This is a genomic window from Halobacillus sp. A1 (assembly GCF_024189295.1).
Classification (GTDB): Bacteria; Bacillota; Bacilli; order Bacillales; family Halobacillaceae; genus Halobacillus_A.
In genome coordinates this window covers 18,075-41,490 of the sequence record NZ_JAIZEN010000018.1, presented here as the reverse complement: position 1 = coordinate 41,490, position 23,416 = coordinate 18,075, and the positions used below count along the sequence as shown (strand labels likewise).

The following is a 23,416-nucleotide window of genomic DNA, read 5'->3' as shown; positions in this document are numbered from 1 at the left end:
TATGGATGTAAAAGCCGTTCGTGATGCTTTCCCGATTCTACATCAGGAAGTGAATGGACATCCGCTAGTATACCTTGATTCCTCTGCGACTTCTCAGAAGCCTGCAAGCGTCATTGATAAAATCTCTGAATATTATCGTGGATATAATTCCAATGTTCACAGAGGTGTACACACCTTAGGTACTATTGCAACTGACGAATATGAAGGCGCACGTGAAAAAGTGCGTAAATTCATTAACGCTCATAGTACTCAGCAAGTCATTTTCACAAGGGGAACGACTACTTCCATTAATACAGTTGCAGCCAGCTATGGGCGTGCAAACCTCCAGGAGGGTGATGAAATCGTCATTACCCCAATGGAGCATCACAGCAATATCATACCATGGCAGCAGATAGCGAAGGAAACGGGAGCTTCCCTTAAATATATTCCATTACGGCCAGATGGTACTATTTCTTTAGAGGATGCCGAGACAACTATTACCGAAAAAACAAAAATAGTTGCTATCATGCACGTATCTAACGTGCTTGGAACTATTAACCCTGTCAAAGAACTTGCAGCGATCGCCCATAAAAACGACGCAGTCATGTTAGTTGATGGAGCTCAAGGAGCTCCGCATATGAAAATTGATGTGCAGGACTTAGACTGTGACTTTTATGCTTTTTCTGGTCATAAGATGTGCGGTCCTACTGGAATAGGTGTTCTTTATGGAAAGAAAGAGCTTCTGAAAGAAATGGAGCCCGTCGAATTCGGCGGTGAAATGATTGATTTCGTCAATTTGTATGATTCTACTTGGAAAGAGCTCCCTTGGAAATTTGAAGGAGGGACACCGATTATAGCTGGTGCTGTTGGACTTGGCGCAGCAATTGACTTTCTTAACGAAATCGGACTTGATGAAATTGAAGAACATGAGCATAAACTTGTTCAATATGCTCAAAAGCAAATGAGCACCATAGAGGGATTGACCATTTATGGTCCTGAGCAAAGAGCTGGACTAGTGACGTTCAATATATCAGATGTCCATCCTCATGATTTAGCTACGGTCCTTGATGCAGAAGGTATCGCCGTAAGGGCTGGTCACCATTGCGCTCAGCCTCTTATGAGATGGCTCGATGTAACAGCGACAGCGAGAGCGAGCTTCTATCTGTATAACACGGAAGAAGATGTCGATCGCCTTGTGCAGGGATTACAAACAACAAAGGAGTATTTTGGCGATGTCTTTTAATAATCTAGATACGCTATACCGCCAAGTTATAATGGATCATTATAAAAATCCTCGTAACCGCGGTGCAGTTGAGGGGGATCATTTGACCGTAGATATGAACAATCCTACGTGCGGTGACCGAATTCAATTGCAGCTGCAAGTTGAAGACGGTATCGTTGAAGATGCCAAGTTTGATGGTGAAGGATGCTCAATAAGTATGTCTTCAGCATCAATGATGACACAGGCGATAAAAGGAAAATCCGTTGATGACGCCTTGAAAATGTCACATGTTTTTTCTGAAATGATGTTGGGAAATGATGTAGAGAATGATAATCTTGACTTAGGGGATATTGAAGCCCTCCAAGGTGTGGCAAAATTCCCTGCGAGGATTAAATGTGCAACATTAGCATGGAAGGCAATGGAAAAAGGTGTCGACGAAGAGGAAGCTTAATTGCTTGATATACCAAAAGGAGGTATTTAACCATGGCTAAGAAAGCGCCAGAAGTCGGTGAGTATCAATATGGTTTCCATGAAAGAGATGTTTCCATTTTCCGTACTCAAAAAGGCTTGACTAAAGAAGTTGTTAAACAAATTTCTGACTATAAAGAAGAACCTAAATGGATGCTCGACTTTCGTTTGAAAGCACTCGAGCAATTTTACAAAATGCCTATGCCTCAGTGGGGCGGCGATTTGTCTGAACTTAATTTTGATGATATCACGTACTATGTCAAACCATCGGAACGTTCTGAACGTTCCTGGGATGAAGTACCTGAGGAAATCAAAAATACGTTTGATCGTCTAGGCATACCAGAAGCCGAGCAAAAATATCTTTCAGGTGTTTCTGCGCAATACGAATCTGAGGTAGTTTATCATAATATGGAGAAGGACCTGGAAGATTTAGGTGTTATTTTTAAAGATACGGATTCTGCACTTAAAGAGAACGAAGATATCTTTAAAGAATATTTCGCGAAAGTCATTCCAGCTTCAGATAATAAGTTTTCTGCATTAAACTCTGCAGTTTGGTCCGGCGGTTCTTTCATATATGTGCCAAAGGATACAAAAGTAGCAACACCGCTACAGGCTTATTTCCGCATTAACTCAGAGAATATGGGACAGTTTGAAAGAACCCTGATTATCGCTGATGAAGGTTCTTCTGTACACTATGTTGAGGGTTGTACAGCACCGACTTATTCTTCAAGTTCTCTGCACAGTGCAGTTGTTGAAATTTTTGTTAAGAAAAATGCTTATTGCCGTTACACCACTATTCAGAACTGGGCAAACAATGTGTATAACCTTGTAACGAAGCGTGCTGTGGCTGATGAGAATGCGACAATGGAATGGGTAGATGGCAACCTTGGTTCCAAATTGACGATGAAGTATCCTGCCGTCATCCTTAAAGGCGAAGGTGCACGTGGAATGACTTTATCCATTGCACTTGCCGGAAAAGGCCAGCACCAGGATGCGGGAGCTAAAATGCACCACTTAGCACCTAACACTTCATCCACCATTGTCTCGAAATCTATTTCTAAGCATGGCGGTAAAGTGACGTACCGGGGAATTGTTCAATTCGGACGTAAAGCAGAAGGAGCAAGATCCAATATTGAGTGTGATACTCTGATTATGGATAACAAGTCTACTTCTGATACAATTCCTTACAATGAAATCATGAATGAAAATATTTCACTGGAGCACGAAGCGAAAGTATCGAAGGTTTCTGAAGAGCAGCTCTTCTACTTGATGAGCCGCGGACTTTCAGAAGAGGAAGCTACCGAAATGATCGTAATGGGCTTCATCGAACCATTTACGAAAGAGCTTCCAATGGAATACGCTGTAGAAATGAACCGCCTGATCAAGTTCGAAATGGAAGGTTCTATCGGATAATTTTTCTTTAAAAGAACCGTACAGGTGCACTTAGCCTGTACGGTTTCTTCTTGTTTCTTAATCGAAATACTATGTTTTGGGTGGTTTTTATGTCCCAGAATCGTCTTTCAATAATATGTATTTTAAATTAAATGCTATGTTAAAGCTGGTTGTTGATGGTCATAAGAGAGTTATTCATTAATATGGCAGGATAGTGCAAGACTTGATTTCGAGACATTGGGTGAGTGGATCAGAGCGGCGGGAAATGGCTCGTTCGTGGGAGTGCAGTGAGCCTCCTCGGGCTGTGGGATATCTGCTGTTCCGTCATCATGACGAGTAGAAAGTGGTTTTAGGAATGGACTCGCTTTCCGTGGGAGTGCAGTGAGCTTCCTCAGGCTGCCGCCTTCCGGGATCTCACCAATCACTCTCATCCCACAGGAGTCTCGCCCATTCCTAAAACCACCTAACTTATATTAAGAGACGGAACTAAGAAAAGAGAAGCAAAAAACTCTCTTGTACCAACGTTTCCGCCGCCCCTCACTATAGATGTGCTTCTCGAAAACGCCTGTATAAGAACTTTCTTACTTATATTGGGAACATTAAACTCCAGTTCTATAGTTATTAAATTTTAGTTTTAAAATTACTGCACTTTAAGATAGTTTCAAGCATCTTCTCACTTACACAGTCTCGCTAGTTATCACTCAAAAGCAGTTATTTACTATATGAAGCACCACAAACGCAAGAAGGTCCGGGAAATTGCGAGACTCCTATGGGATGACAGTACAGGGTGAGATCCCACAGGGCGTTAGCCCGAGGAAGCTCACCGTACGCCCATGGAAAGCGAGTGATTTCCCGGACGTTCAAGCACTATTTTTATGGCGAAAACAGGACGGATGTCTCGAAACTGAGTCTTCCACTAAAGAGAGCTTATATGAATAACAACACGGAAATTTACCAGAGCCAAATTAAAAAATATCGAAGAGGCCTTACTGAGCTGTTAAAAAACAAGGATCCTGAAATACCTGAAGATGAGCATAGTACTTCATATTACAAGGATGTTTTCGTCATAGAAAACGTGATACTATAATAATATCTTAAATATAGATAGAAGGTTATGTATGTTAATTGCACTTTCATTACTCATAGGATTTATATCAGCATTCATAGGAAGTGTTGCAGGTTTAGGCGGCGGAGTTATTTTAGTTCCTATACTGCTATTCCTTGCAGATCATTTAGAATCATTTCACTGGGCAACTCCGCAGACTATAGTCGGGGTGTCTCTAGTCGTGATGGTATTTACGGGACTGTCTTCGGCGCTTTCCTACCTTAAACATAATCGAGTGGATTTGAAATTAGGATTTATTCTAATGTTGGGAAGTATTCCAGGCGGGATAGCGGGATCCTGGCTGAACCAGTTTTTCAAAACTGACTTGTTTGCTTTACTTTTCGGAGCCGTTATGATTGGGGTATCCCTCGTTTTCTTTCTGCCAAGGAAGGAGCCTGAAGCTGCAGGTGAAATGGGCGGATTTTCAAGAAAAAAAGTGATTGATGGACAGACTTTCCAGTATAGCTTTCCTCTAACCTTAAGCATAGTATTTGCCTTTGGAGTAGGAATACTTTCAGGCTTACTTGGTATAGGGGGAGGATCGCTTATTGTACCTGCTTTGATTCTCATGTTCCAAATCCCTCCGCATATCGCCACAGCTACATCCATGTTCATTATATTTTTCTCAAGTATTACAAGTTCAGCAACCCATGTGTTTTTAGGGCATGTAGATTGGTTAAATACTTTGTTATTTATTCCAGGTGCTTACCTCGGGGGGACTGCAGGGGCAATGCTGAATAGAAAGTTAAATAGTAATGCAGTGGAATGGTTTTTAAGAGTGTTACTTATCTTAATAGGAATTCGGTTAATTTGGCAGGGAATTGGATAAGGAGAAATGAATATGAAAGAAAAAATCTTTTTATACTACACAAGTGACCTGCACAGCCATTTTGAAAATTGGCCGCAGATTGTAGGTTATTTTAACAAGAAAAAGAGCAAGCACGAAGAACAGAATGAAACGTACTGGCTCCTCGATAATGGGGATCATGCCGACCGTTTTCATCCTATTACTGAAGGACTCATGGGAAAAGGAAATGTAGAGTTATTGAATGAGGCAGGCTATAGCTTTGCAAACCTTGGAAACAATGAAGGAATCACACTCTCTCATGAGGATCTATACCACTTATATGACGAAGCTGATTTTGATGTCGTTTGCTCAAACCTCCATATGCTGCAAGGAGAAAAACCAAATTGGCTGAAACCTTATGTAATAAAAGAAACAGCAAAAGGCACAAAAGTAGGTGTGCTTGGACTCACTGCTCCATTTGAAACGTTTTATAAAATGCTTGGCTGGTCGATAGAGCCGCCCCTTGAAGCTCTGGAGCGCTATTATAAAGAGATTCTTGAGCAAGCGGATATTTTTGTGCTGCTTTCCCACTTAGGAATCCACGATGATGAAAATATTGCACAGACCTACCCAGGAATCGATGTCATTATAGGGGGACATACTCATCACCTTTTTCAAAATGGTGAACATTATGGCGACTCGATCCTCACCGCTGCTGGAAAGTATGGAACTCACCTAGGAGAAGTAATCCTTGAATGGGATCATATTGACCAAAAGCTTACAAAAAAAGAAGCTTACGCCGTATCTACGGAAAGCTTATCAAAGGATCTTAAGGTGACGAAAGACGTTGAAATGATGAAGGACAGAGCCGTAAAACATCTACAGGAAGTTGTAACGACTTTATCGAGTCCGCTGCACGTTGCCTGGTTCAAACAAACACCGCTCATGAAAAGCTTGACTGAAGAATTGCAGCGATGGACGGGCGCAGACATCGGAATGTTAAATGCCGGTGTTCTGCTTGATAATCTTGGTGAGGGAGAAGTCACTTACGAAGATGTCCATCGCATATGTCCACATCCCATGAATCCATGTAAAGTGGAAGTTACCGGAGAAGAGCTTCTAGAAATCATAAGAGTTGGTCATACAAAAAAATTGACAGAAATACGGTTAAAAGGGCTAGGTTTCCGTGGAGAAGTGATCGGTTCGATGATATTTACTGGAGTAGATATAGAGACAATCGCTTCGACAGACGGGGAAGTCAGAGTGCGTAAAGTAACACTCGGTGGGCAGCCTCTGAAACGTAAGGAGATGTACACTTTAGCAACGGCGGACACTTTCACTTTCGGAAGGCTGTTTCCCGAAATCGCTTACTCGAAAAAGAAAGTTTATTATATGCCGGAGTTGTTAAGAGATGTATTGGCCAAAGCTTTGTCCGATTATCAAAACGAATCGGAAAGGTAATAAGAATTTAGAGATTTAGAGAAAAACGAATTTCACAAGCGTTAGTTGTAAACCCCTTTTACTTATCATATAGATAGGTCAGGAGGGGTTGTTTAATGAGCAAATATAGGGGGCGTGCTCCTTCGTTCGGTAAAAGGTTATTATTAACCTTTATATTTTTTATATTGTTCACAGGTGTCTGTTTAGTTATTGTTGATCGAGGCATTACTCCGACGTTGGAAGAAATTGCAGAAACGAAAGCTCAACAGCTTGCTAGAGATGCGATTAATGAAGCGGTCAGCAAACAGATTTCTGAAGAAATACAATTCGATGACCTCGTTAGGATGGAGAAAGATAATGAAGGAAACATCGTATATATGGGCTGGAACTCAGTGGTCGTAAACAGAACTTTGAGAAATACGACGCTGAGGGTGCAGAACTTCCTTAAGCGTATGGAACTGAATGAACTGCCTCTTGAAGATACCACCTTGGATGCAGACGTGTTTCCAGGTGAGGAAACGAGTGAGGAATTGGGAGAAGAACCGGCTACTCTCATAGAGATTCCGGTTGGTCTTGCTACAAATAATTCAATTCTCTCCAACTTGGGTCCTAAAATCCCCGTACAATTGAGAGTCATTGGAGATGTACAGTCTCAGTTCAAAAATGAAATTACGGAGTATGGTATAAACTCCGCACATTTTCAACTATCCATTAATTTCACAGTCAGTTTGAGAGTGGTCATACCATTTTCCACTGAAACTACAGTGGTAAATAATGATATTCCTATTGATTCTAGTACTATAATGGGAGAAGTGCCTGAATTTTTTAATGATGCAGGAGAAACTGGAAAGTCACCAACTTTTTCCTACCCAATGGAACCCTTGCAATAAAGGGTTTCACCTGATAAAATGTTTAAGAATTAAATATGCGTGACCTTATCAGATCGGTGAGGTAGAGGCGCGGGCTTCATTAGTATTCAGTGGGAGCGGGCAGCTAAGATCACATGAAGAAAGGGAAGACTTGCCGAAGTTTATTGGAGTCGTCAGCTTTTATAAACTGGTATATGTCTGAAGAAGAGATATACTGTCATGCAGCTTTTCGGGTGCATGGTGCGCTACTGATCGAAATGGAGGATAATCCAATTGCTTACAAGGCAATGGTAGATTATTTTCTATCATTGTCTTTTTGTATGCATTTTTATCTATTAGGTTTAGCCCCTGTCTCATGAAGACACGCCGCTGTACTTAACATTCCCCATTTTTTCACAGTAGATTCCACACGACCCGTCATCATCATTAGATTTTACGGAGGGGAACCACATGGAAGGAACGATTTATTCACTTATTCCTGCAGTACTCATGCTTATTCTTGTCATAGCTACAAGAAAAGTGATTTTATCACTGGGTGCCGGTATTATTTTAGGTGCCTTAATGTTATCTCAGTTCAATATATTAGAAGGAGCTCAAGCGATTTGGTCTAATTTTTACTCCATATTCATTAGTGAAGGTGCATTGAATACTGGAAACTTATATTTATTGACCTTTTTACTTTTGTTAGGGGTAACGACAGCATTTATGACTGCCTCAGGAGGCAGCAGAGCTTTCGGCCGCTGGGCGGTACAACGAATCCAAACTCGCAGAGGAGCTAAGCTGGTCCCGGCTTTATTAGGAATCATCATTTTTATAGATGATTACTTTAACGCGTTAGCGGTTGGCCAAGTGGCTAGACCTGTAACTGACCGCTATAAAATCTCCCGGGCTAAGCTTGCTTATTATATTGATTCGACTTCAGCTCCTATTACGGTCATATCCCCAATTTCGAGCTGGGGAGCCTATATCATCGGTACGATCGGAAGTATACTAGCAGCTAATGAAATTGTGCAATACCAAGCATTAGAAGCTTTTATCAAAATGATCCCTGCAAATCTCTACGTTTTTGCCGCTTTATTATTAGTTTTCTTAACTATTTTCTTAAAATTGGATCTCGGGGCTATGCGTACTCATGAAAGAAGAGCAGTGTCTACTGGCGAGTTGACTAATCCGAAGAATGGTGTAGCTCCTGGAGATTTAAATAATGAATTTAAAGAGCATGATCACGGTCGAATTTCACACTTAGTACTGCCGATTGCCGCTCTGATTCTTGGAACAGTGGGATCAATGGTCGTCAGTGGTATGCAGAACACGGAAGGAAGTCTAAGCCTTCTAAGCATATTTGAAAATACCAATGTCAATATTTCCTTATTTATCGGTGGTCTGGTTGCTGTCCTTGTATCTGCTGGATTGTATATTAACCAGCCGAAGCCTAAATCCGGTATGGGGCATGTAACTTTTGAAGGATTCAAAGCTATGCTTCCTGCTATTTATATTTTAATTTTCGCCTGGATGATCGGGGATGTTATCGGGCAATTGGAAACAGGAGAATATTTGGCAGAACAAGTGGAACGTTCTTCGATCAGTAACGCATACCTGCCACTACTTCTATTTATTGTTTCAGGATTCATGGCCTTATCCACAGGTACATCATGGGGTACTTTTGGTATTATGCTTCCAATAGCCGGAGAGATTGCTGCAGTTACTGATGTTACATTGATCTTACCGGCATTATCTGCCGTGCTGGCTGGCTCTGTATTTGGAGATCATTGTTCCCCTATTTCGGACACGACGATCTTGTCTTCGACAGGTGCAGGCTCAAACCATATTGATCACGTAATGACACAGCTGCCTTATGCTTTGATTGCAGCGTTTGCAGCTGCCGTAGGATATATTGTACTAGGGTTCACGGGGCAAATCATGCTTCCGCTCATTGTCACATTAGCTACTGTAACCTTAGTAAGTCTATTGACCCACATGGTGTTACGTGATAAAACGATAAAGGACTAAAACAAAGGACAAAGAAGTGCGACAAATGTACTTCTTTGTCTTTTTTGTTGAAATTATTGGAAAATTAATAATTTTATAATATTACTTTGACAAGCCTGTAGGGTATGGTTATAATTTAAGAGCAATAATCAGAAAAAAGTAATAATTAGAAACATTCTTTTCCCTGTCCCATCATATTTTTAATAAGGAAAAGAATGATTTTAAAGGGAGGTCTTATTCACATGGAGAATCGTGCACAATGGGGATCAAGAGTCGGTTTCTTATTAGCCGCAATGGGTTCAGCAATTGGACTAGGTAATATTTGGCGTTTTCCGGCAGTCGCTTATGAAAGCGGGGGAGGAGCATTCATTGTACCCTACCTATTCGCTTTGCTGACGGCAGGGATACCTATTCTGATTTTAGAGTATACCATCGGTCATAAGTATCGAGGCTCTGCTCCGAAATCACTCGGTCGAGTCAGTAAAGGGTTTGAATGGATCGGCTGGTGGCAGGTTACTATTGCATTTGTCATCTCTACTTACTATTCGGTGATTATTGCCTGGGCAATCATGTATTCATATTATTCTATAAACTTAACTTGGGGGGACGACCCCACTTCTTTCTTCGTAGGTGATTTTCTTAATCTTGCCGATCCTGGTGTGTTCGGCGGTTTCGTACCGAAAATATTGTTACCATTACTCATTGTTTGGGTTATAACACTCGGCGTGCTTTCAAAAGGAGTTAAGAAAGGCATAGAGGTTGCTAACAAAATCTTTATACCAACGCTTGTCGTTCTATTTGTGATTATTGTTATCCGCGCAGTGACACTTGAAGGGGCAGCGGATGGTTTATCTTCATTCTTTACACCGGACTGGTCCAGGATAGGAGATGCTGAAGTCTGGGTAGCTGCTTATGGACAAATCTTCTTCAGCCTGTCTATCGCTTTCGCTATTATGATTACGTATGCATCTTACTTGCCCAAAAAATCGGACATCACAAACAATGCCTTCATTACAGGCTTTGCTAACTCCTCTTTTGAAGTGTTAGCTGGTATTGGGGTATTTGCAGCGGTTGGTTTCATGGCATTCACTTATAATACTTCTGTAACGGATCTTGCAGCTGAAAAAGGCGTCGGCGGTATCGGACTGGCATTCATGGTGTTCCCGGAAATTGTCAGTCAAATTCCTGTGCTTCCTGGACTTTTTGGGTTCTTATTCTTTGCTTCACTGGTATTAGCCGGTTTATCATCATTGATTTCCATTACCGAAACATATGTGGCGGCGGTCTCAGAGAAGTTTAATATTTCACGTGTTAAATCTGTAGTATTTGGTGGCGGACTTGCAGCACTGATTTCTCTGGCTTATGCTACTCAAGGCGGATTGAACTTACTAGACACTGTCGACCATTTTATCAACAACTTTGGAATAGCTTTATCAGGACTTTTCCAGGTCGTTGCCCTTGCATGGTTCGCCAGAGGACTTAAGAGCTACCAGTCTCACGCGAACAGTGTGTCAGACATCGCTCTAGGAGCCTGGTGGCGTATAAGCCTTGGTGTAATCACTCCAATCGTTCTTGGTTATATGATGCTTCAAAACTTGAATGACAGAATATCTGAGGCCTATGCAGGCTATCCTATGGACTTTCTATTCAACTTCGGCTGGCTTGTAGCGATTGGTGCCATTTTAGTTGGAGCACTGATGTCAGTGAAAAAATGGCCTAATAATGAACTGGATTTTGACGAAGACGATAAGGAGGGACTAAGCTAATGGCCATTGTAATGTTTATTGTTACTATCGGAATCATATGGGGTGGCCTGGCACTTAGTATCACCCATGCTGTACGAAAGTCGAAAAGTTCGTAAAAAACAAATCCGCAGTGATCAACTAATCACTGCGGATTTTATTTGTTCTCTGCTTCATTTTCCCACCTTTTCAAATAAGGATACGGATCGAAGGACCATTCTCTATTTCCATTGTCTTGATACATTCCATAATGAAGATGTGGCGGGAACTTGCCGGATGTACCAGGGGGGCCATAGCCTGATGAACCTACACTGCCTACAACATCTCCAGGCTGCACAACATCTCCTACTTTGATGTCCTCACTGAAACCGCTAAGATGGGCGTAATAGTGATAAATATTGTAAATATCCCTAATACCTACCCGCCATCCCCCGAACTTATTCCAGCCCTTCATCTCTATTACTCCATACGTTGTCGACTTAACTGGAACACCGTAATCGGCAAAGATATCTGTACCCTCATGCATCCTTCTTCCTCCAAAGCCCCTTGCGTCCCCCCAAGTATTGTTATAACTGAAGTTCGCTTCAATCGGTAAGGGGAAATCCCGGTCTGTTAACATAACGGTTTGAAATTTATCGAAGACTTTTTCAGTGTTCATAATGGTTTGTACGGTCAAATCACGTTTGTAATAATTCCATAAGGCGATTCGGATATCATCATCTGTTGTACCGTAAGACTGAAGATACTTGCCTAAGCTCCATAGTATATCTTCATCATTTGTTTGATCTATTTCGTTATTCCCGTCCCCATTATCCCCCCACCCTTTAGGGAAGAAACCTGGTTCAGCATTGATTCCTTCCCAGAATAGGGGGTCAGGACGAAAAGCGGTCACCCGGTTTTCTGGTTTTCCTTCATGAATTTGCCGCTCATATTGATCAATAGCGGCAAAAAATGTCCAGGATATGCCCGTGACTGCTTCCGTCTTTTTATAAAGAGCCATCCTCTCTATATCACTTTCTTGTTCAGTCGAAACGGCTCCACTGATAGAAGGGAAAAACCAAAGAGAAAATAGAATGAACAGAAAACCATAGCCTAATTTCATTGTTTTACCCTCCTTGTAAAAAATGATGAGTTGATATTTCAGCTTTCTTCGACGTTTTCACTCGTGGTAGAACCTTGTGGGGATTTTTTCATTTTATCTACAATTCGACTAATGCCTTCATTGTAATTTTCGTCATAGACAGTGGAATTACTTAAGCTTTGAATGTCTCCATAAGCTGTGGGCTCGTCCGAAACATATACGTGATAAAAGCTTGGGACAAGAGAATAAGCCGTTTTCTTTACGATATCTGCATTCTGGTTCTTATCTTTATCTTCCGGACCTTTATAGGCCACAAGTATTTCGTTATCAGTGACCAGCGTAGCTACATCATCGAAATCTTCGTAACGAAGGATCATTCGGCTGATCATATCAGCCATCTGTTCGCGGTTAACCTTAATCTTATGGTTGCGTTCAGATTCCTGGTCTAACTGATCTTTCTGAAACCGGACATAGCCTACCTGGCCGTCTGCAGGTTCTTCGTTATAGTTATCCATAGCATTTCCAGGGATCGAGTGATCTTTATCTGGCTGAGTGTTCTCGTTTTCTTCTGTGTTGCAGCCTGCTAAAAGGGCAGCAGTTAACCCGAAAAGGATAAAGCCCTTTAATAAATTGTCCATTATTCATCTTCCTTTATAGTTCATACTTTACAGTTAGCTTGGACGAAAATTTGATTATGATACAATTTTTTATCATCTATTTCCTCGTCATATACCAAATATGGTACACTTGAATCAATAAGGTAAGGTGATTGCAGTTGATTGAATTATTCGGAAAAAATTATGAACTCATTGAAGATTATAGAGAAGCATTCAATGAAGAAGATCTAGAGGGACGTTTCAGTGACATATTGAGCAAGTACGATTTTATTGTCGGAGACTGGGGTTACGGTCAGCTTCGTTTAAAAGGATTTTATGATGATCAGAATACGAAGGCTACTTTTGATACGAAGATCAGTACCCTTGAAGATTATTTGTATGAGTACTGTAACTTTGGGTGTGCCTATTTTGTATTGAAACGCGTAGAACAATAAACCGACGTGCCATTATAAGCACGTCGGTTTATTATTAGTTTTTTTCTTCGGACGGTTTCATATTGGTATGCTCTTCATCATGCGTAGGGTGGGCTCCTGGGAATTTTCTTGGAATGTCGTGATGGAGACCCTTATACTCATAGTTGAAAGCACTATAGTAGCGCTGTTTTTCTGTCCACGGAGCACTTTTACGATTAGACACAGGCTCTTCCTTATTACGGGGGGAACCATAAGGCCCTTCAGGCAATTGTTCCGGAGTCAGATAATTTCGCCCGGCCTCTACATTGGCAAAATCAGTGTAAATATCTTTTTGTTTTTTATCCACTAAAAACCCTCCTTGGCTTTAGTGTATCCAAAGAGGGATTAGCTATGTCGATTAAAGGAACTTGTGTAAACAGTTTCTGAGTTGATCAGCTTCCATTTGATTGATGTGAAAGACGTGCTCAATATGACCTTTCTTATCAAGCGTTTCATGATTAAGTAAAAAATTATGGTTGCCGAGAAGATCTATGACTAGTGTGTCACTCTTAAAGTAAGAAGCCTTCATAAAAATGAATTCGTACCGGCGATTTCCTGCGGTAAAGCTGACAAAGCGTGATGGAGCTTGTTCTTCTTGATCTTTTAAAACTTTTATATCACCCAAATTGTCATCTCCTTTCATAGCTATGGCGCGTTAATCTAACTTCATTTTAGCAAAAGGATATCATTGTAGTAAAATGGTAATTGGACTAAGCAAGAATTTATACGGTCAGAAAGTCAAAGGAGGCAGGATCATGTATTTTGTAGATAGACGGAAAATCGAGCAAATTCTTGAATATATGGAAAGGCTTCTCGATGAATCTAAGAAGCAGCAAGCGCAAACTTTCGCCGAACGCCTTGCTTTTGAAAGAATGGTTCATATAACGGTTGAAGCTATCATTGATGTAGGAAATCAAATGATTGATGGCTTCATTATGAGAGACCCCGGCAGTTATGAGGATATTATTGATATTTTGACGGATGAAAAAGTTCTTCCTGAGAGCGAAAAAGCTGGTCACAAAGACATCATAAGACTTAGAAAAGAAGTTGTACAAAATTATACAAATATTGATCATGAAGCAGTCATGAGAGTGTGGCAAGTCAATAAAGATTCGCTGCTCAAATTTCCAGTTCGGGTCCGGACTTATTTGGATGAAGAATTAGGGCCTGTGTCTGCTTTTTCAAGCAATGAGGAGTGAAGCTGACAGTTATGGTGCACTATAAAGCTTATTTAATTGATTTGGATGGAACAATGTACAGAGGAAATGAAAGGATCCCAGGTGCCGCAGAGTTTATTAATGAATTAAACCAAGAAGGGATTCCCCATTTGTTCGTTACGAATAATTCAGCTACAGTCCCCGAAAAAGTCGCTGAGAAATTAATGAAAATGGGGATTAATGCTCGCGAAGAACAAATATTCAACTCAAGCATGGCGGCTGCCAAATATATACGATTAATGGAACATCATGCTAAGGCGTATGTCATAGGAGAAGAAGGACTGCATTCTGCACTTGAAAACGAAAACATTCAGATCGTAGACGATAATGCCGATTATGTTGTAATTGGCATCGACCGCGGTCTCACTTATGAAAAACTGGCAAAAGCTTGTTTGCAAATTAGGAATGGAGCCAAGTTAATAAGTACGAATAAGGACGTCGCTATTCCTACTGAAAGAGGCATGGTGCCCGGTAATGGAGCCATCACTTCAGTTATATCTGTAAGCACGGGCATAGAACCTGTCTTTGCAGGTAAGCCTGAACCTATCCTCATGGAGCAAGCTACCGAAAAGTTAGGTTTTTCAAAAAAAGATGTGCTAATGGTGGGGGACAATTATGATACAGATATTCTGGCGGGTATCCACTCGGGTATAGATACACTAATGGTGGAAACAGGCGTGAGTACTTTTGAAAGTATTAAACATTATGATGAACAACCTACTTATAAAATCACCGATTTATATAAGTGGAAATTAGATAGAAAATGACGCTATGGAGTTCCATAGCGTCATTTTCTATTTTTTTTTGACTTCAGCATTTTCCATCTTCCTCTCGAAAAGTCCGGATTCACAATAACAAGAGCAATGTAAGGTAAAAGTAAATTGAAAGTTTATTTAATATATCAAGACTGAGATTGAAGAGGCTTATAATAAGTAGGGTCCGAAAAATATGGTGATGAACAATAAATGAATGCCTATGAAATAAGAGAGTCTGATTGATACGGACCAATCGAGCTTCTTGGCACTAAGCGCAATAATAGCATAGGTGATAAGTGCAAATATACTGATGAAAACGAACGGGCTGGCTAAAAAGCTTAGATAATCAGGTGCTCTGGCCATCAAGGTCGACGTGAACACTCGATCGTTAAAAATAAAAGCTGCAGCTAAATATATTCCAGCTCCTGAGAAGAATATCCAGGGTTTGTCGTGATCAATCGCGTTTCCAGGTCCAAACATGATAAATGCTAAAAATAACATCGGCCAGATAAACCAAATGACGCCTACAAGTAAGGTGAAGAAGCTGTATGATAACATACCAAGTGTTTTGCCTAACGTATTTAAAAAATAATTCATTGTCATTTGATTAGACTGTTTTATAACTTGCTCATCTGACGAGGCCAGAAGCATTCGGTTGGCGTCCCCTTTTAAGTCAAACCATAGGATAGTTTCTGAATCGATCCAGTAAGGGTGACCTGAAGAGTCTGGAGTATTGCTCAGTCTGGAGACGTTTGCGGCTTCATCTTCGCTTATCGACGCTTCAAATATGTTAAACTGCCTTTCATTTCTATACATTGTTTCTGTAGACCCTAATGCTTTAAAAGTAATTTGAGTTTGATCATCGGCGGATGAAAATTCAATATCCGATATGTCAGTCAGGTTACCTTTACTATTTGGATCATGCAGTTCCAGAAGTTCCAGCTCAGGGTTCTCATTCATGCTTTCCTGGGCGAAGTAGTAAAAATTGACGGGAGAGCCCGACATCGTTTGTTTTTGATTCGTAGTGAGCAGGAGGGAGTACTGGTCTTCTTGAATGGAGAAATTAATATCTTCTACTACTTCAGAGTTTCTGACAGTGAATTCGCTCGTGCCGAGTTCCTCAGCCCCATCAGAGGTAATATCGTAAAAAGTGAGTTGGTTGTTTCCGCCTCCATTGTAATAGGTGAGCATATAAATGCTGTCGTTGTCTTCGACGACCGATAGTTTAGTTTCTTTTTCATCTAGTGTAATCAAAGGAGTAGGTTCATGGGTGTCGGGGTCAAGGAGCATGACTTCGAGTTCTTCCTGATAAATAATCTGCTTTTGTAAAGGGAAAAAACGGGTTATGTCTGAGATTTTTTCATCGGTTTCCCCATCATACAATCCATAATAATCCGAATATATTAGATTCTCTTCATCCTGGTAAAACTGAGTCCATTTGTCGTAAGGGATTTGGTATGTATGTTCATTTTCAATAGTGAAAGATTCATCAAGGGAAAGTTTAGTGACTCCATTTTCATCTAAATAGGAAATATCCATACCACTTTCCTTTTTTTGTACGACAGGGTCCGCGGTCGAAGGGGTGGAGGCAAGTTCAATTTCTCGGCTCCAGTTTTGTTTTGGAGGCTCCGTGACTTCCTGATAATTTTCATAAAATAATAATGCAATTCCCATCAGCATGATGAACGATGGAAGAAGCCAAATCAATTTTTTTCTCATTGCCTTGTTGTACACCTCTTTCTAATGTTTTGTAGTTCACTTTGATTATACGAATTGATTTGGATAAAGTTTCAAAAGATGTAAAAAACCGCCCCAAAAAATGGAGCGGTTTCTCAGTAGGTTCTGCTTAATATTCTTCGCCTACTGCACTATGGGCTAACCGGCTTGATGCCGCGGCTGCAATGGCGCCAACAATGTCATCTAGAAAAGTATGGCAATCACCAGAAGATTTATCGTTCAATTTCTTTAAAATTCCTGGTTTTTGTTTATCAATATAGCCGTAATTTGTAAAACCGATTGAACCATATACGTTTACAATGGAAAGCGCGATGATTTCATCCACGCCATACAATCCTTCATCTGCTTCTATAGTTGCTTGAAGCGGCTCCTCAAGCGCTTTTGTCTCAGCCAGTTTATCAAGCTGAATTCCGGTTAATATCGCATTTTGAACTTCTCTTTTTTTCAACACCTGGTGAACATTAAAGCGACAGTCCTCCATCGATAAATTGGGGTGATATTTAGATTGAAGGTAATGGACAAGTTCAGCCATATCATCAATCGTGACACCTCGGTCACTAAGCCAATCTCTGGCTGTTTTTTCTAATACGGAAATTTTTCTGTTTTCTTCTCTCAAGATAAAGACCTCCCTGTTAACAGTTGCTGCTTACCTATAGCTTATTAATGAAAAGTTAAAGCGTTAGTAGTATTATACCAGATGGTCGTACACATAATCTTAAAAATGTGTAGTCCTCTTTCATTTCCATTATAATAACGATAGAGGTGATTATAAAATGAATAAACCTTATGTTTACGTTACAAGAAAATTACCAGAAGAATTACTTACCCGCTTTAAAGGAAATCTGGATCTTCATATGTGGGAAAGCGAAACGGAGCCTGTGCCTCCTGAAGTGCTCAAGCAGGAGCTCGAGAAAGCAGATGGAGTTCTTACGACACTCACAGATCAAGTGGATGACCAACTATTAGATCATTCCTCTCATTTAAAAGTTGTAGCCAATATGGCAGTAGGCTTTGATAACATTGATGTAGATAGCGCTGAAAAACGGAATGTCATTGTTACGAATACGCCCGATGTTCTCACGGATACTACGGCGGACCTGGCCTTTACTCTATTGACAGCCGCAGCAAGACGAGTTGTTGAAGCCGCAGAGTATGTTAAAGAGGGGCGGTGGGGGAAGTGGTCTCCCTTTTTATTGGCAGGTTCAGATGTACATCACAAAAAATTAGGAATTGTAGGAATGGGGAGGATTGGAGAAGCGGTAGCCAAACGAGCGAAAGGCTTCGAGATGGATGTCGCATACTATAACCGGACAAGAAAAATAGAAGCCGAAGAAGAAATTGGTGTTCGTTATGAATCCTTCGATAATTTGATAGAATCCAGTGATTTCGTAATGTGTCTCGTCCCGCTTACGAAAGAAACGACTAAGCTTTTCAACAAAGAAGTGTTTAAAAAAATGAAGCACAGCTCTATTTTCATCAATGTTTCCAGGGGAGCGACAGTAGACGAAGATGACTTATATGCTGCACTTCAATCGGGGGAGATTAAAGGAGCCGGTTTAGATGTATTTGAAAATGAACCTATTTCTTCTTCTCATCCGCTGCTGTCCCTTAAACAGGTCGTCTGTCTGCCTCATATTGGTTCGGCCAGTATTGATACGAGGGAAGCTATGATTACATTGTGCCTTGAAAACCTGTCAAACGTGCTGAGCGGTAAGGAAGCAGTGACCCCCGTTAATTAAAGGGCATCGTTAAAAGTAATTTTTCATATAAGCTCCCTTTAGTGGAAGACTCGGTTTCAAGATGTTCGGACTGTTTCCTCCACAAAAATAGAGCTTGAAGGTCCGGGAAATCACTCGCTTTCCATGGGCGTACGGTGAGCTTCCTCGGGCTAACGCCCTCCGGGATCTCACCCTGTACTGTTCTCCCATAGGAGTCACTCAATTTCCCGTACCTTATTGCTTTTGTGAGGAGAGCAGAAACAACTGTTGCAGCTTCACTTAAAAAATAACTGTTCTTGAGTGATAACCCGCGAGAATGTGGTATGCAAGAAAATGTTTGGAACTACCTTAAGGTGCAGGTGTTATAACTAAAATGCTATAGCCATACTATTGAAGTTTAAGATTTTGAGAAGCACATTCTTAGTAAGGGCGGCGGGGAATGGGGAGACTCCTGTGGGAAGAGAGTGCTTGGTGAGATCCCACAGGAAGGGACGTCCGAGGAAGCTCACCGCGCTCCCACGGAAAGCGAGCCATTCCCCGCCGCCCTGATTCTCTAATCAAATATCTCGAAATCAAGTCTTCCACATTCCTGCCATATTGTTGAATAACTCTGTAATGAAAAACCAGCAAAGTTTAGAGCAGCCATCAAAAAATCCGCACACATAGGTGTACGGATTTCAATGGAGTCTGGCGCTTTATTAAAATACCTGCTCTACTTCGTAGATTCCAGGAACTTCTTGTGCAAGGGCGCGTTCAATTCCTGCTTTTAGAGTGATTGTAGAACTTGGGCAGTTCCCGCATGCACCCATAAGACGAAGACGTACAATTCCGTCTTCAACGTCTACTAATTCAACGTCTCCTCCGTCACGAAGTAAAAATGGGCGAAGTTTATTCAGTACTTCTTGAACTTGAGCTTCCATGTTCAATCTTCCCCTTTCATTGATCTAATTATAAATCCAATTTCAATAAAAATCTATGATCGTCTCACTAAAAAAATTAAATTGAGAACCATTTTCATTTTATCTTTTTTTCGAGGTTTTGTAAACTGTATGTACCTACCAATAAACGTTACAGGAGGACAAGGGATGACTGCAGAAAAAATAACACTTACCGTTTATGGAGCTGAAGAAAGATGTGCCAGTTGCGTGAATGCTCCAGGATCAAAAGAAACATATGAATGGCTTCAGGCTGCCATTGCCAGGAAATTTCAAACAGATGTTCTGAAGTATCGCTATGTAGATTTGCATGATACAGAGCTTGAGGAAGTGGACCGAAAATATATTGATTGGATAATGGAAGACGAGCTGTTCTACCCGCTAGTGGTAGTCAACGAAAAAATTGCCGGTGAAGGAAACCCTCGTTTAAAAGAAGTATATGCTGCATTGGAGGAATATGGTTTAGAGTACCGGAAAGACATATAAATCATCCAACTGACAATATAAATAAATTGTGAAATATGGTACTATGAAAAAGTATCGGGGTTTCATCCAGGATAATGAGGTGAAGCGGATGAATCCAATTATAGAATTTTGCGTTAATAATTTAGTCAGCGGGTCTGATGAAGCAATGGAAAAATTAGAAAAAGACCCGGATCTGGATGTTGTAGAATACGGCTGTCTCAGCCATTGCGGCATTTGTTCTCAAGGACTTTTTGCTTTAGTTAATGGAGAACGAGTCATGGCGGACACTGCAGAAGAACTTGTAATTAATATTTATCAACACCTGGAGGAAAACCCGTTATTTTAATACAGTGTCGCGCTTATAAATAAAAGCTTCTGCTGACATTTGCAGAAGCTTTTTTCTATAAATAGCCGTAGCGTTCGTTTGATAAAATAAATATCAGTTAGTATACTGAAAATAAGGATAAGAAAGGGGAGTCCATGATGATTCTTAATATCACAGAAGCGGCAAACCATCAGATTCATGAGATGTTGAAAGAGGAAGAATCAAAAGATGTGCATTTGCGCTTCGGAGTAAAAGGCGGCGGATGCAGCGGGCTGTCGTACGCCATGGGTTTTGAAGATGAGGTAAACAAGGAACTTGATACTATAGAGGAATACAATGGGATTTCTGTTGTCATTCGCACGCAGGATATTCCAATTGTCGAAGGAACTAAAATCGACTTCAAACAAAATATGATGGGCGGCGGATTTACAATCGACAATCCGAATGCCATTGTATCTTGTGGTTGTGGTTCTTCTTTTAAAACGGCAACAAACGCTGGTACGCCAGATCCAAACTGTTAATCATTTAAAAAGCTGTCCCAAGAGTCTAGGAAATAGACACTTAGGGACGGCTTTTTTTATGAAAACATGCTTGTTGAGTGTTTAGGCTGGACTCTTGCATCCGGATCCATATACGCTTTTGCATTATTGACAGCTGTCGGGCCTTCTCCAAATCCTGAAGCAATTAGTTTTACTTTACCAGGATACGTACAGATGTCACCAGCAGCGTAAATCCCTTTGATGTTCGTTTCCATTTTAGAATTCACAACGATACTGTTTTTTTCGATTTCCAGCTCCCAATTTTTTATGGGACCTAACGATGAGATGAAACCATAATTCACGATTACTTCATCAACATCGATGGTTTTTATTTCTTCACTTTTTACCTTTTGAAGTACTACTTGTTCAATACGATCTTTTCCAATCATTTTTTCGGGTGTGTAAGGTGTCAGTAGGTTTACTTTGGAGTTATTCAACTGCTCGACACTATGTTCGTGAGCTCTGAATTTATCACGACGGTGGACAAGATTCACCTGTTTAGCGATCGGTTCAAGCATGAGCGCCCAATCGACAGCAGAATCTCCTCCGCCGCAAATCATCACGTTTTTATCAGCGAATTTATTCATATCATCTACATAGTAATGAAGGTTTGTATCTTCAAACTTTTCTGTATCATCAATTTTTAATCGTCGTGGCTGAAATGCACCGTTACCTGCTGTGACAATGATGGTTCTTGTATAATGGACTTCTTTATTTGTTGTAAGCTTTAAAGTATCGTCTTCTAATCTTTCAATCGTGTCTACCGATTGTTCGAGTGAGATCGTTGGATCAAAGGCTAACGCTTGTTCTTTCAGGTTATCTACAAGCTCCTGGGCTCCCACTCTAGGGAAACCTGCAACGTCAAATATATATTTCTCAGGGTAAAGAGCAGATAGCTGACCACCCAAATGAGGTAAACTTTCAATGATCTTTACACTTGCCTGGCGCATCCCCCCGTAAAAGGCTGTAAATAACCCAGTTGGTCCTCCGCCGATTACCGTTATATCATAAACTTTATCACTCATAGTAGTTGTCCCCCTGTTCAAAATCAAATTACACTTTTTCTATTCTATCATAAATAATAGTGTGGAAGCACCTATGTCCTGTTGTAAGCCTTTTCAAATTATTATAATTTTTACACTTTTCGGATAAATGATGAAAGGGTTGAAAACACGACAAAAAAGGTCTAATATGGTGATAGAAAACATTTACGATTTTGTGACAGAACTATATACGTACTGACAGGTTTTTTTTTATGGGTGGCTGTGTGAAACGAGTCACAAGCACCGAAGAGTATCAAAAATTCAAAGATGGAAGTGATAAGTATGAAAAAACCAAATATTGTTATATTGGGCGCGGGTTACGGCGGAATTATGACAGCTGTCAAATTGCAAAAACTTCTTGGACCTAATGATGCAAATGTGTCCTTAGTCAATAAACACAGCTATCATTACCAAACGACCTGGCTTCATGAAAATGCTGCTGGAACATTACATCATGATAAAACACGTATTCCGATCAAGGAAGTTGTGAACACGAGTCAAATAAACTTTGTGCAGGATACAGTTAAAAGCATCCTTCCTGAAGAAAAGAAAGTCGTGCTCGAAAATGGAGAACTTTCTTACGATTATCTAGTGATTGGGCTTGGATTTGAAGCTGCTACATTCGGTATCCCAGGATTAAAAGAACATGCTTATACGATTAACAGTATTAATAGTGCACGTTTGATTCGTCAGCACATCGAGTATAACTTTGCTAAATACAACAATGAAGCACATCCGAAAGAAGAACGTTTGAACATTGTCGTTGGTGGAGCTGGTTTCACTGGTATTGAATTCGTAGGTGAATTAGCTAACCGCATCCCTGAACTTTGCAAAGAGTATGATATCCCTCGTGACAAAGTGCGTATTATCAACGTTGAAGCTGCACCTACGGCTCTTCCAGGATTCGATCCTGAATTAGTTGAATATGCGATGAACTCGCTGGAAGCTAAAGGCGTTGAATTTAAGATTGGTGCAATGATCAAGGAAGTTACAGAAAACAAGCTTGTATTCGAAAAAGACGAGCAGCGTGAAGAAATTGCTACGAACACAGTTGTATGGGCTGCAGGCGTACGCGGGAATTCTCTAGTTGAAGAGTCAGGGTTTGAAGCAAACCGCGGCCGCATGCCGGTTGAAGCTGATTTGACCAGTAAGCAGTATCCTGAAGTATTTATCGTAGGGGACTGTGCATTGATTTTCAACGAAGAGACAGAACGTCCGTACCCACCGACAGCTCAGATTGCTATTCAAATGGCAGAGAATACTGCGGCTAACCTTAAGAAACTAGTGGATGGTGACAAACACCTTGAACCATTCAAACCTGACCTTAAAGGTACAGTAGCTTCTTTAGGCCATGACGATGCTATTGGTGTAGTGTTTGATGATAAGAAGTTATTTGGATGGTCAGCTACAGCTATGAAGAAGGTCATTGACAATCGTTACTTGCTAAAATTAGGCGGTCCAAGTCTTCTTCTGAAAAAAGGGAAGTTAAACTTCTTTAAATAAGGGTCACATGTAAAGCAAAGGCAATTTTGCCTTTGC

The 23,416-nt window shown here is 40.7% G+C and carries 25 protein-coding genes and 1 riboswitch; of the genes, 17 read left to right on the top strand and 8 right to left on the bottom strand.

Translation table 11 applies throughout. The annotated features are described in order from the left end of the window. Position 1: 1 nt before the first annotated feature. The 9 genes from LF817_RS15860 to LF817_RS15820 all read left to right on the top strand — a co-directional run bounded on the left by LF817_RS15860 (position 2) and on the right by LF817_RS15820 (position 11,112). Complete coding sequence (locus LF817_RS15860; protein ID WP_253936788.1) at positions 2-1,222, top strand: cysteine desulfurase; 1,221 nt, start codon at positions 2-4, stop codon at positions 1,220-1,222. Beyond that, positions 1,212-1,652: a Fe-S cluster assembly sulfur transfer protein SufU gene (gene sufU / locus LF817_RS15855; protein ID WP_253936787.1), complete on the top strand. Its 441-nt coding sequence runs from the start codon at positions 1,212-1,214 to the stop codon at positions 1,650-1,652. Before LF817_RS15860 ends, sufU begins: the two co-directional genes overlap by 11 nt. 32 nt (positions 1,653-1,684) lie before the next feature. Further along, positions 1,685-3,082 carry a Fe-S cluster assembly protein SufB gene (gene sufB / locus LF817_RS15850; RefSeq protein WP_253936786.1) on the top strand — a complete coding sequence of 466 codons (1,398 nt, stop codon included), beginning with the start codon at positions 1,685-1,687 and terminating at the stop codon, positions 3,080-3,082. 1,097 nt (positions 3,083-4,179) lie between these two features. Further along, complete coding sequence (locus LF817_RS15845; RefSeq protein WP_253936785.1) at positions 4,180-4,995, top strand: sulfite exporter TauE/SafE family protein; 816 nt, start codon at positions 4,180-4,182, stop codon at positions 4,993-4,995. 12 nt (positions 4,996-5,007) lie between these two features. Next, positions 5,008-6,414, top strand: a complete 1,407-nt coding sequence (locus tag LF817_RS15840) for a bifunctional metallophosphatase/5'-nucleotidase (RefSeq protein WP_253936784.1) — start codon at positions 5,008-5,010, stop codon at positions 6,412-6,414. A gap of 95 nt (positions 6,415-6,509) precedes the next feature. After that, positions 6,510-7,283 carry a sporulation protein YunB gene (gene yunB, locus LF817_RS15835; RefSeq protein ID WP_253936783.1) on the top strand — a complete coding sequence of 258 codons (774 nt, stop codon included), beginning with the start codon at positions 6,510-6,512 and terminating at the stop codon, positions 7,281-7,283. Positions 7,284-7,337: 54 nt separating this feature from the next. Next, positions 7,338-7,518, top strand: a riboswitch (Lysine riboswitch). Between the two features lie 194 nt (positions 7,519-7,712). Beyond that, positions 7,713-9,272, top strand: a complete 1,560-nt coding sequence (locus LF817_RS15830) for a Na+/H+ antiporter NhaC family protein (RefSeq protein ID WP_253936782.1) — start codon at positions 7,713-7,715, stop codon at positions 9,270-9,272. 221 nt (positions 9,273-9,493) lie between these two features. Next, positions 9,494-11,017 (top strand): sodium-dependent transporter, encoded by a 1,524-nt coding sequence (locus LF817_RS15825; protein WP_253936781.1) that lies wholly within the window; start codon positions 9,494-9,496, stop codon positions 11,015-11,017. Continuing rightward, positions 11,017-11,112, top strand: coding sequence for a MetS family NSS transporter small subunit (locus LF817_RS15820; RefSeq protein WP_253936780.1), 96 nt, complete (start codon positions 11,017-11,019; stop codon positions 11,110-11,112). Before LF817_RS15825 ends, LF817_RS15820 begins: the two co-directional genes overlap by 1 nt. A gap of 38 nt (positions 11,113-11,150) precedes the next feature. Here LF817_RS15820 and LF817_RS15815 read toward each other — a convergent pair whose 3' ends face one another. Both LF817_RS15815 and LF817_RS15810 read right to left on the bottom strand, forming a co-directional pair. After that, positions 11,151-12,095, bottom strand: a complete 945-nt coding sequence (locus LF817_RS15815) for a M23 family metallopeptidase (protein ID WP_253936779.1) — start codon at positions 12,093-12,095, stop codon at positions 11,151-11,153. Between the two features lie 38 nt (positions 12,096-12,133). After that, positions 12,134-12,712 carry a YhcN/YlaJ family sporulation lipoprotein gene (locus LF817_RS15810; RefSeq protein WP_253936778.1) on the bottom strand — a complete coding sequence of 193 codons (579 nt, stop codon included), beginning with the start codon at positions 12,710-12,712 and terminating at the stop codon, positions 12,134-12,136. A 137-nt stretch (positions 12,713-12,849) separates the two neighbouring features. Between LF817_RS15810 and LF817_RS15805 the strand changes: the two genes are divergently transcribed. After that, positions 12,850-13,125, top strand: a complete 276-nt coding sequence (locus tag LF817_RS15805) for a YutD family protein (RefSeq protein ID WP_253936777.1) — start codon at positions 12,850-12,852, stop codon at positions 13,123-13,125. A 34-nt stretch (positions 13,126-13,159) separates the two neighbouring features. Here LF817_RS15805 and LF817_RS15800 read toward each other — a convergent pair whose 3' ends face one another. Continuing rightward, positions 13,160-13,450 carry a cytosolic protein gene (locus tag LF817_RS15800; RefSeq protein ID WP_253936776.1) on the bottom strand — a complete coding sequence of 97 codons (291 nt, stop codon included), beginning with the start codon at positions 13,448-13,450 and terminating at the stop codon, positions 13,160-13,162. Positions 13,451-13,501: 51 nt separating this feature from the next. Then, positions 13,502-13,768: an SAV0927 family protein gene (locus LF817_RS15795; protein ID WP_253936775.1), complete on the bottom strand. Its 267-nt coding sequence runs from the start codon at positions 13,766-13,768 to the stop codon at positions 13,502-13,504. A gap of 130 nt (positions 13,769-13,898) precedes the next feature. Between LF817_RS15795 and LF817_RS15790 the strand changes: the two genes are divergently transcribed. Next, positions 13,899-14,342 carry a DUF86 domain-containing protein gene (locus tag LF817_RS15790; RefSeq protein WP_253936774.1) on the top strand — a complete coding sequence of 148 codons (444 nt, stop codon included), beginning with the start codon at positions 13,899-13,901 and terminating at the stop codon, positions 14,340-14,342. Positions 14,343-14,353: 11 nt separating this feature from the next. Beyond that, positions 14,354-15,127, top strand: coding sequence for a TIGR01457 family HAD-type hydrolase (locus LF817_RS15785; protein ID WP_253936773.1), 774 nt, complete (start codon positions 14,354-14,356; stop codon positions 15,125-15,127). 156 nt (positions 15,128-15,283) lie between these two features. On the opposite strand, the gene LF817_RS15780 is transcribed toward LF817_RS15785, so the two are convergent. Both LF817_RS15780 and LF817_RS15775 read right to left on the bottom strand, forming a co-directional pair. Further along, positions 15,284-16,834 carry a hypothetical protein gene (locus LF817_RS15780; protein WP_253936772.1) on the bottom strand — a complete coding sequence of 517 codons (1,551 nt, stop codon included), beginning with the start codon at positions 16,832-16,834 and terminating at the stop codon, positions 15,284-15,286. 127 nt (positions 16,835-16,961) lie between these two features. After that, a complete protein-coding gene (locus LF817_RS15775; protein WP_256558341.1) occupies positions 16,962-17,468 on the bottom strand; it encodes a phosphatidylglycerophosphatase A family protein in 507 nt (168 codons plus the stop codon). Between the two features lie 157 nt (positions 17,469-17,625). On the opposite strand from LF817_RS15775, the gene LF817_RS15770 reads away from it, so the two are divergent. Beyond that, positions 17,626-18,591: a 2-hydroxyacid dehydrogenase gene (locus LF817_RS15770; RefSeq protein ID WP_253936771.1), complete on the top strand. Its 966-nt coding sequence runs from the start codon at positions 17,626-17,628 to the stop codon at positions 18,589-18,591. 677 nt (positions 18,592-19,268) lie between these two features. Here LF817_RS15770 and LF817_RS15765 read toward each other — a convergent pair. Continuing rightward, a complete protein-coding gene (locus tag LF817_RS15765; RefSeq protein WP_101843185.1) occupies positions 19,269-19,490 on the bottom strand; it encodes a NifU family protein in 222 nt (73 codons plus the stop codon). Positions 19,491-19,655: 165 nt separating this feature from the next. Here LF817_RS15765 and LF817_RS15760 point away from each other — a divergent pair, with 165 nt between their 5' ends. The 3 genes from LF817_RS15760 to LF817_RS15750 all read left to right on the top strand — a co-directional run bounded on the left by LF817_RS15760 (position 19,656) and on the right by LF817_RS15750 (position 20,816). Continuing rightward, positions 19,656-19,991, top strand: coding sequence for a YuzD family protein (locus tag LF817_RS15760; protein ID WP_253936770.1), 336 nt, complete (start codon positions 19,656-19,658; stop codon positions 19,989-19,991). A gap of 88 nt (positions 19,992-20,079) precedes the next feature. After that, entirely contained in the window at positions 20,080-20,316 is a 237-nt protein-coding gene (locus tag LF817_RS15755) for a YuzB family protein (protein ID WP_253936769.1), read from the top strand. A gap of 137 nt (positions 20,317-20,453) precedes the next feature. Continuing rightward, entirely contained in the window at positions 20,454-20,816 is a 363-nt protein-coding gene (locus tag LF817_RS15750; protein ID WP_253936768.1) for a HesB/IscA family protein, read from the top strand. Between the two features lie 56 nt (positions 20,817-20,872). On the opposite strand, the gene LF817_RS15745 is transcribed toward LF817_RS15750, so the two are convergent. Next, positions 20,873-21,859 (bottom strand): NAD(P)/FAD-dependent oxidoreductase, encoded by a 987-nt coding sequence (locus LF817_RS15745; protein ID WP_253936767.1) that lies wholly within the window; start codon positions 21,857-21,859, stop codon positions 20,873-20,875. Between the two features lie 300 nt (positions 21,860-22,159). Between LF817_RS15745 and LF817_RS15740 the strand changes: the two genes are divergently transcribed. Then, positions 22,160-23,380: an NAD(P)/FAD-dependent oxidoreductase gene (locus LF817_RS15740; protein WP_253936766.1), complete on the top strand. Its 1,221-nt coding sequence runs from the start codon at positions 22,160-22,162 to the stop codon at positions 23,378-23,380. Positions 23,381-23,416 lie beyond the last annotated feature (36 nt).

Excerpts from the sequence above, each read along its gene's own strand:
- LF817_RS15810 (WP_253936778.1), bottom strand. The coding sequence starts at position 12,712 with ATGGACAATTTATTAAAGGGCTTTATCCTTTTCGGGTTAACTGCTGCC.
- LF817_RS15790 (WP_253936774.1), top strand. The coding sequence starts at position 13,899 with ATGTATTTTGTAGATAGACGGAAAATCGAGCAAATTCTTGAATATATG.
- yunB (WP_253936783.1), top strand. The coding sequence starts at position 6,510 with ATGAGCAAATATAGGGGGCGTGCTCCTTCGTTCGGTAAAAGGTTATTA.
- LF817_RS15740 (WP_253936766.1), top strand. The coding sequence starts at position 22,160 with ATGAAAAAACCAAATATTGTTATATTGGGCGCGGGTTACGGCGGAATT.
- LF817_RS15750 (WP_253936768.1), top strand. The coding sequence starts at position 20,454 with ATGATTCTTAATATCACAGAAGCGGCAAACCATCAGATTCATGAGATG.
- LF817_RS15760 (WP_253936770.1), top strand. The coding sequence starts at position 19,656 with ATGACTGCAGAAAAAATAACACTTACCGTTTATGGAGCTGAAGAAAGA.
- LF817_RS15745 (WP_253936767.1), bottom strand. The coding sequence starts at position 21,859 with ATGAGTGATAAAGTTTATGATATAACGGTAATCGGCGGAGGACCAACT.
- LF817_RS15815 (WP_253936779.1), bottom strand. The coding sequence starts at position 12,095 with ATGAAATTAGGCTATGGTTTTCTGTTCATTCTATTTTCTCTTTGGTTT.
- sufB (WP_253936786.1), top strand. The coding sequence starts at position 1,685 with ATGGCTAAGAAAGCGCCAGAAGTCGGTGAGTATCAATATGGTTTCCAT.
- LF817_RS15825 (WP_253936781.1), top strand. The coding sequence starts at position 9,494 with ATGGAGAATCGTGCACAATGGGGATCAAGAGTCGGTTTCTTATTAGCC.
- LF817_RS15845 (WP_253936785.1), top strand. The coding sequence starts at position 4,180 with ATGTTAATTGCACTTTCATTACTCATAGGATTTATATCAGCATTCATA.
- LF817_RS15830 (WP_253936782.1), top strand. The coding sequence starts at position 7,713 with ATGGAAGGAACGATTTATTCACTTATTCCTGCAGTACTCATGCTTATT.
- LF817_RS15755 (WP_253936769.1), top strand. The coding sequence starts at position 20,080 with ATGAATCCAATTATAGAATTTTGCGTTAATAATTTAGTCAGCGGGTCT.
- sufU (WP_253936787.1), top strand. The coding sequence starts at position 1,212 with ATGTCTTTTAATAATCTAGATACGCTATACCGCCAAGTTATAATGGAT.
- LF817_RS15785 (WP_253936773.1), top strand. The coding sequence starts at position 14,354 with ATGGTGCACTATAAAGCTTATTTAATTGATTTGGATGGAACAATGTAC.
- LF817_RS15780 (WP_253936772.1), bottom strand. The coding sequence starts at position 16,834 with ATGAGAAAAAAATTGATTTGGCTTCTTCCATCGTTCATCATGCTGATG.
- LF817_RS15770 (WP_253936771.1), top strand. The coding sequence starts at position 17,626 with ATGAATAAACCTTATGTTTACGTTACAAGAAAATTACCAGAAGAATTA.
- LF817_RS15820 (WP_253936780.1), top strand. The coding sequence starts at position 11,017 with ATGGCCATTGTAATGTTTATTGTTACTATCGGAATCATATGGGGTGGC.
- LF817_RS15860 (WP_253936788.1), top strand. The coding sequence starts at position 2 with ATGGATGTAAAAGCCGTTCGTGATGCTTTCCCGATTCTACATCAGGAA.
- LF817_RS15765 (WP_101843185.1), bottom strand. The coding sequence starts at position 19,490 with ATGGAAGCTCAAGTTCAAGAAGTACTGAATAAACTTCGCCCATTTTTA.
- LF817_RS15840 (WP_253936784.1), top strand. The coding sequence starts at position 5,008 with ATGAAAGAAAAAATCTTTTTATACTACACAAGTGACCTGCACAGCCAT.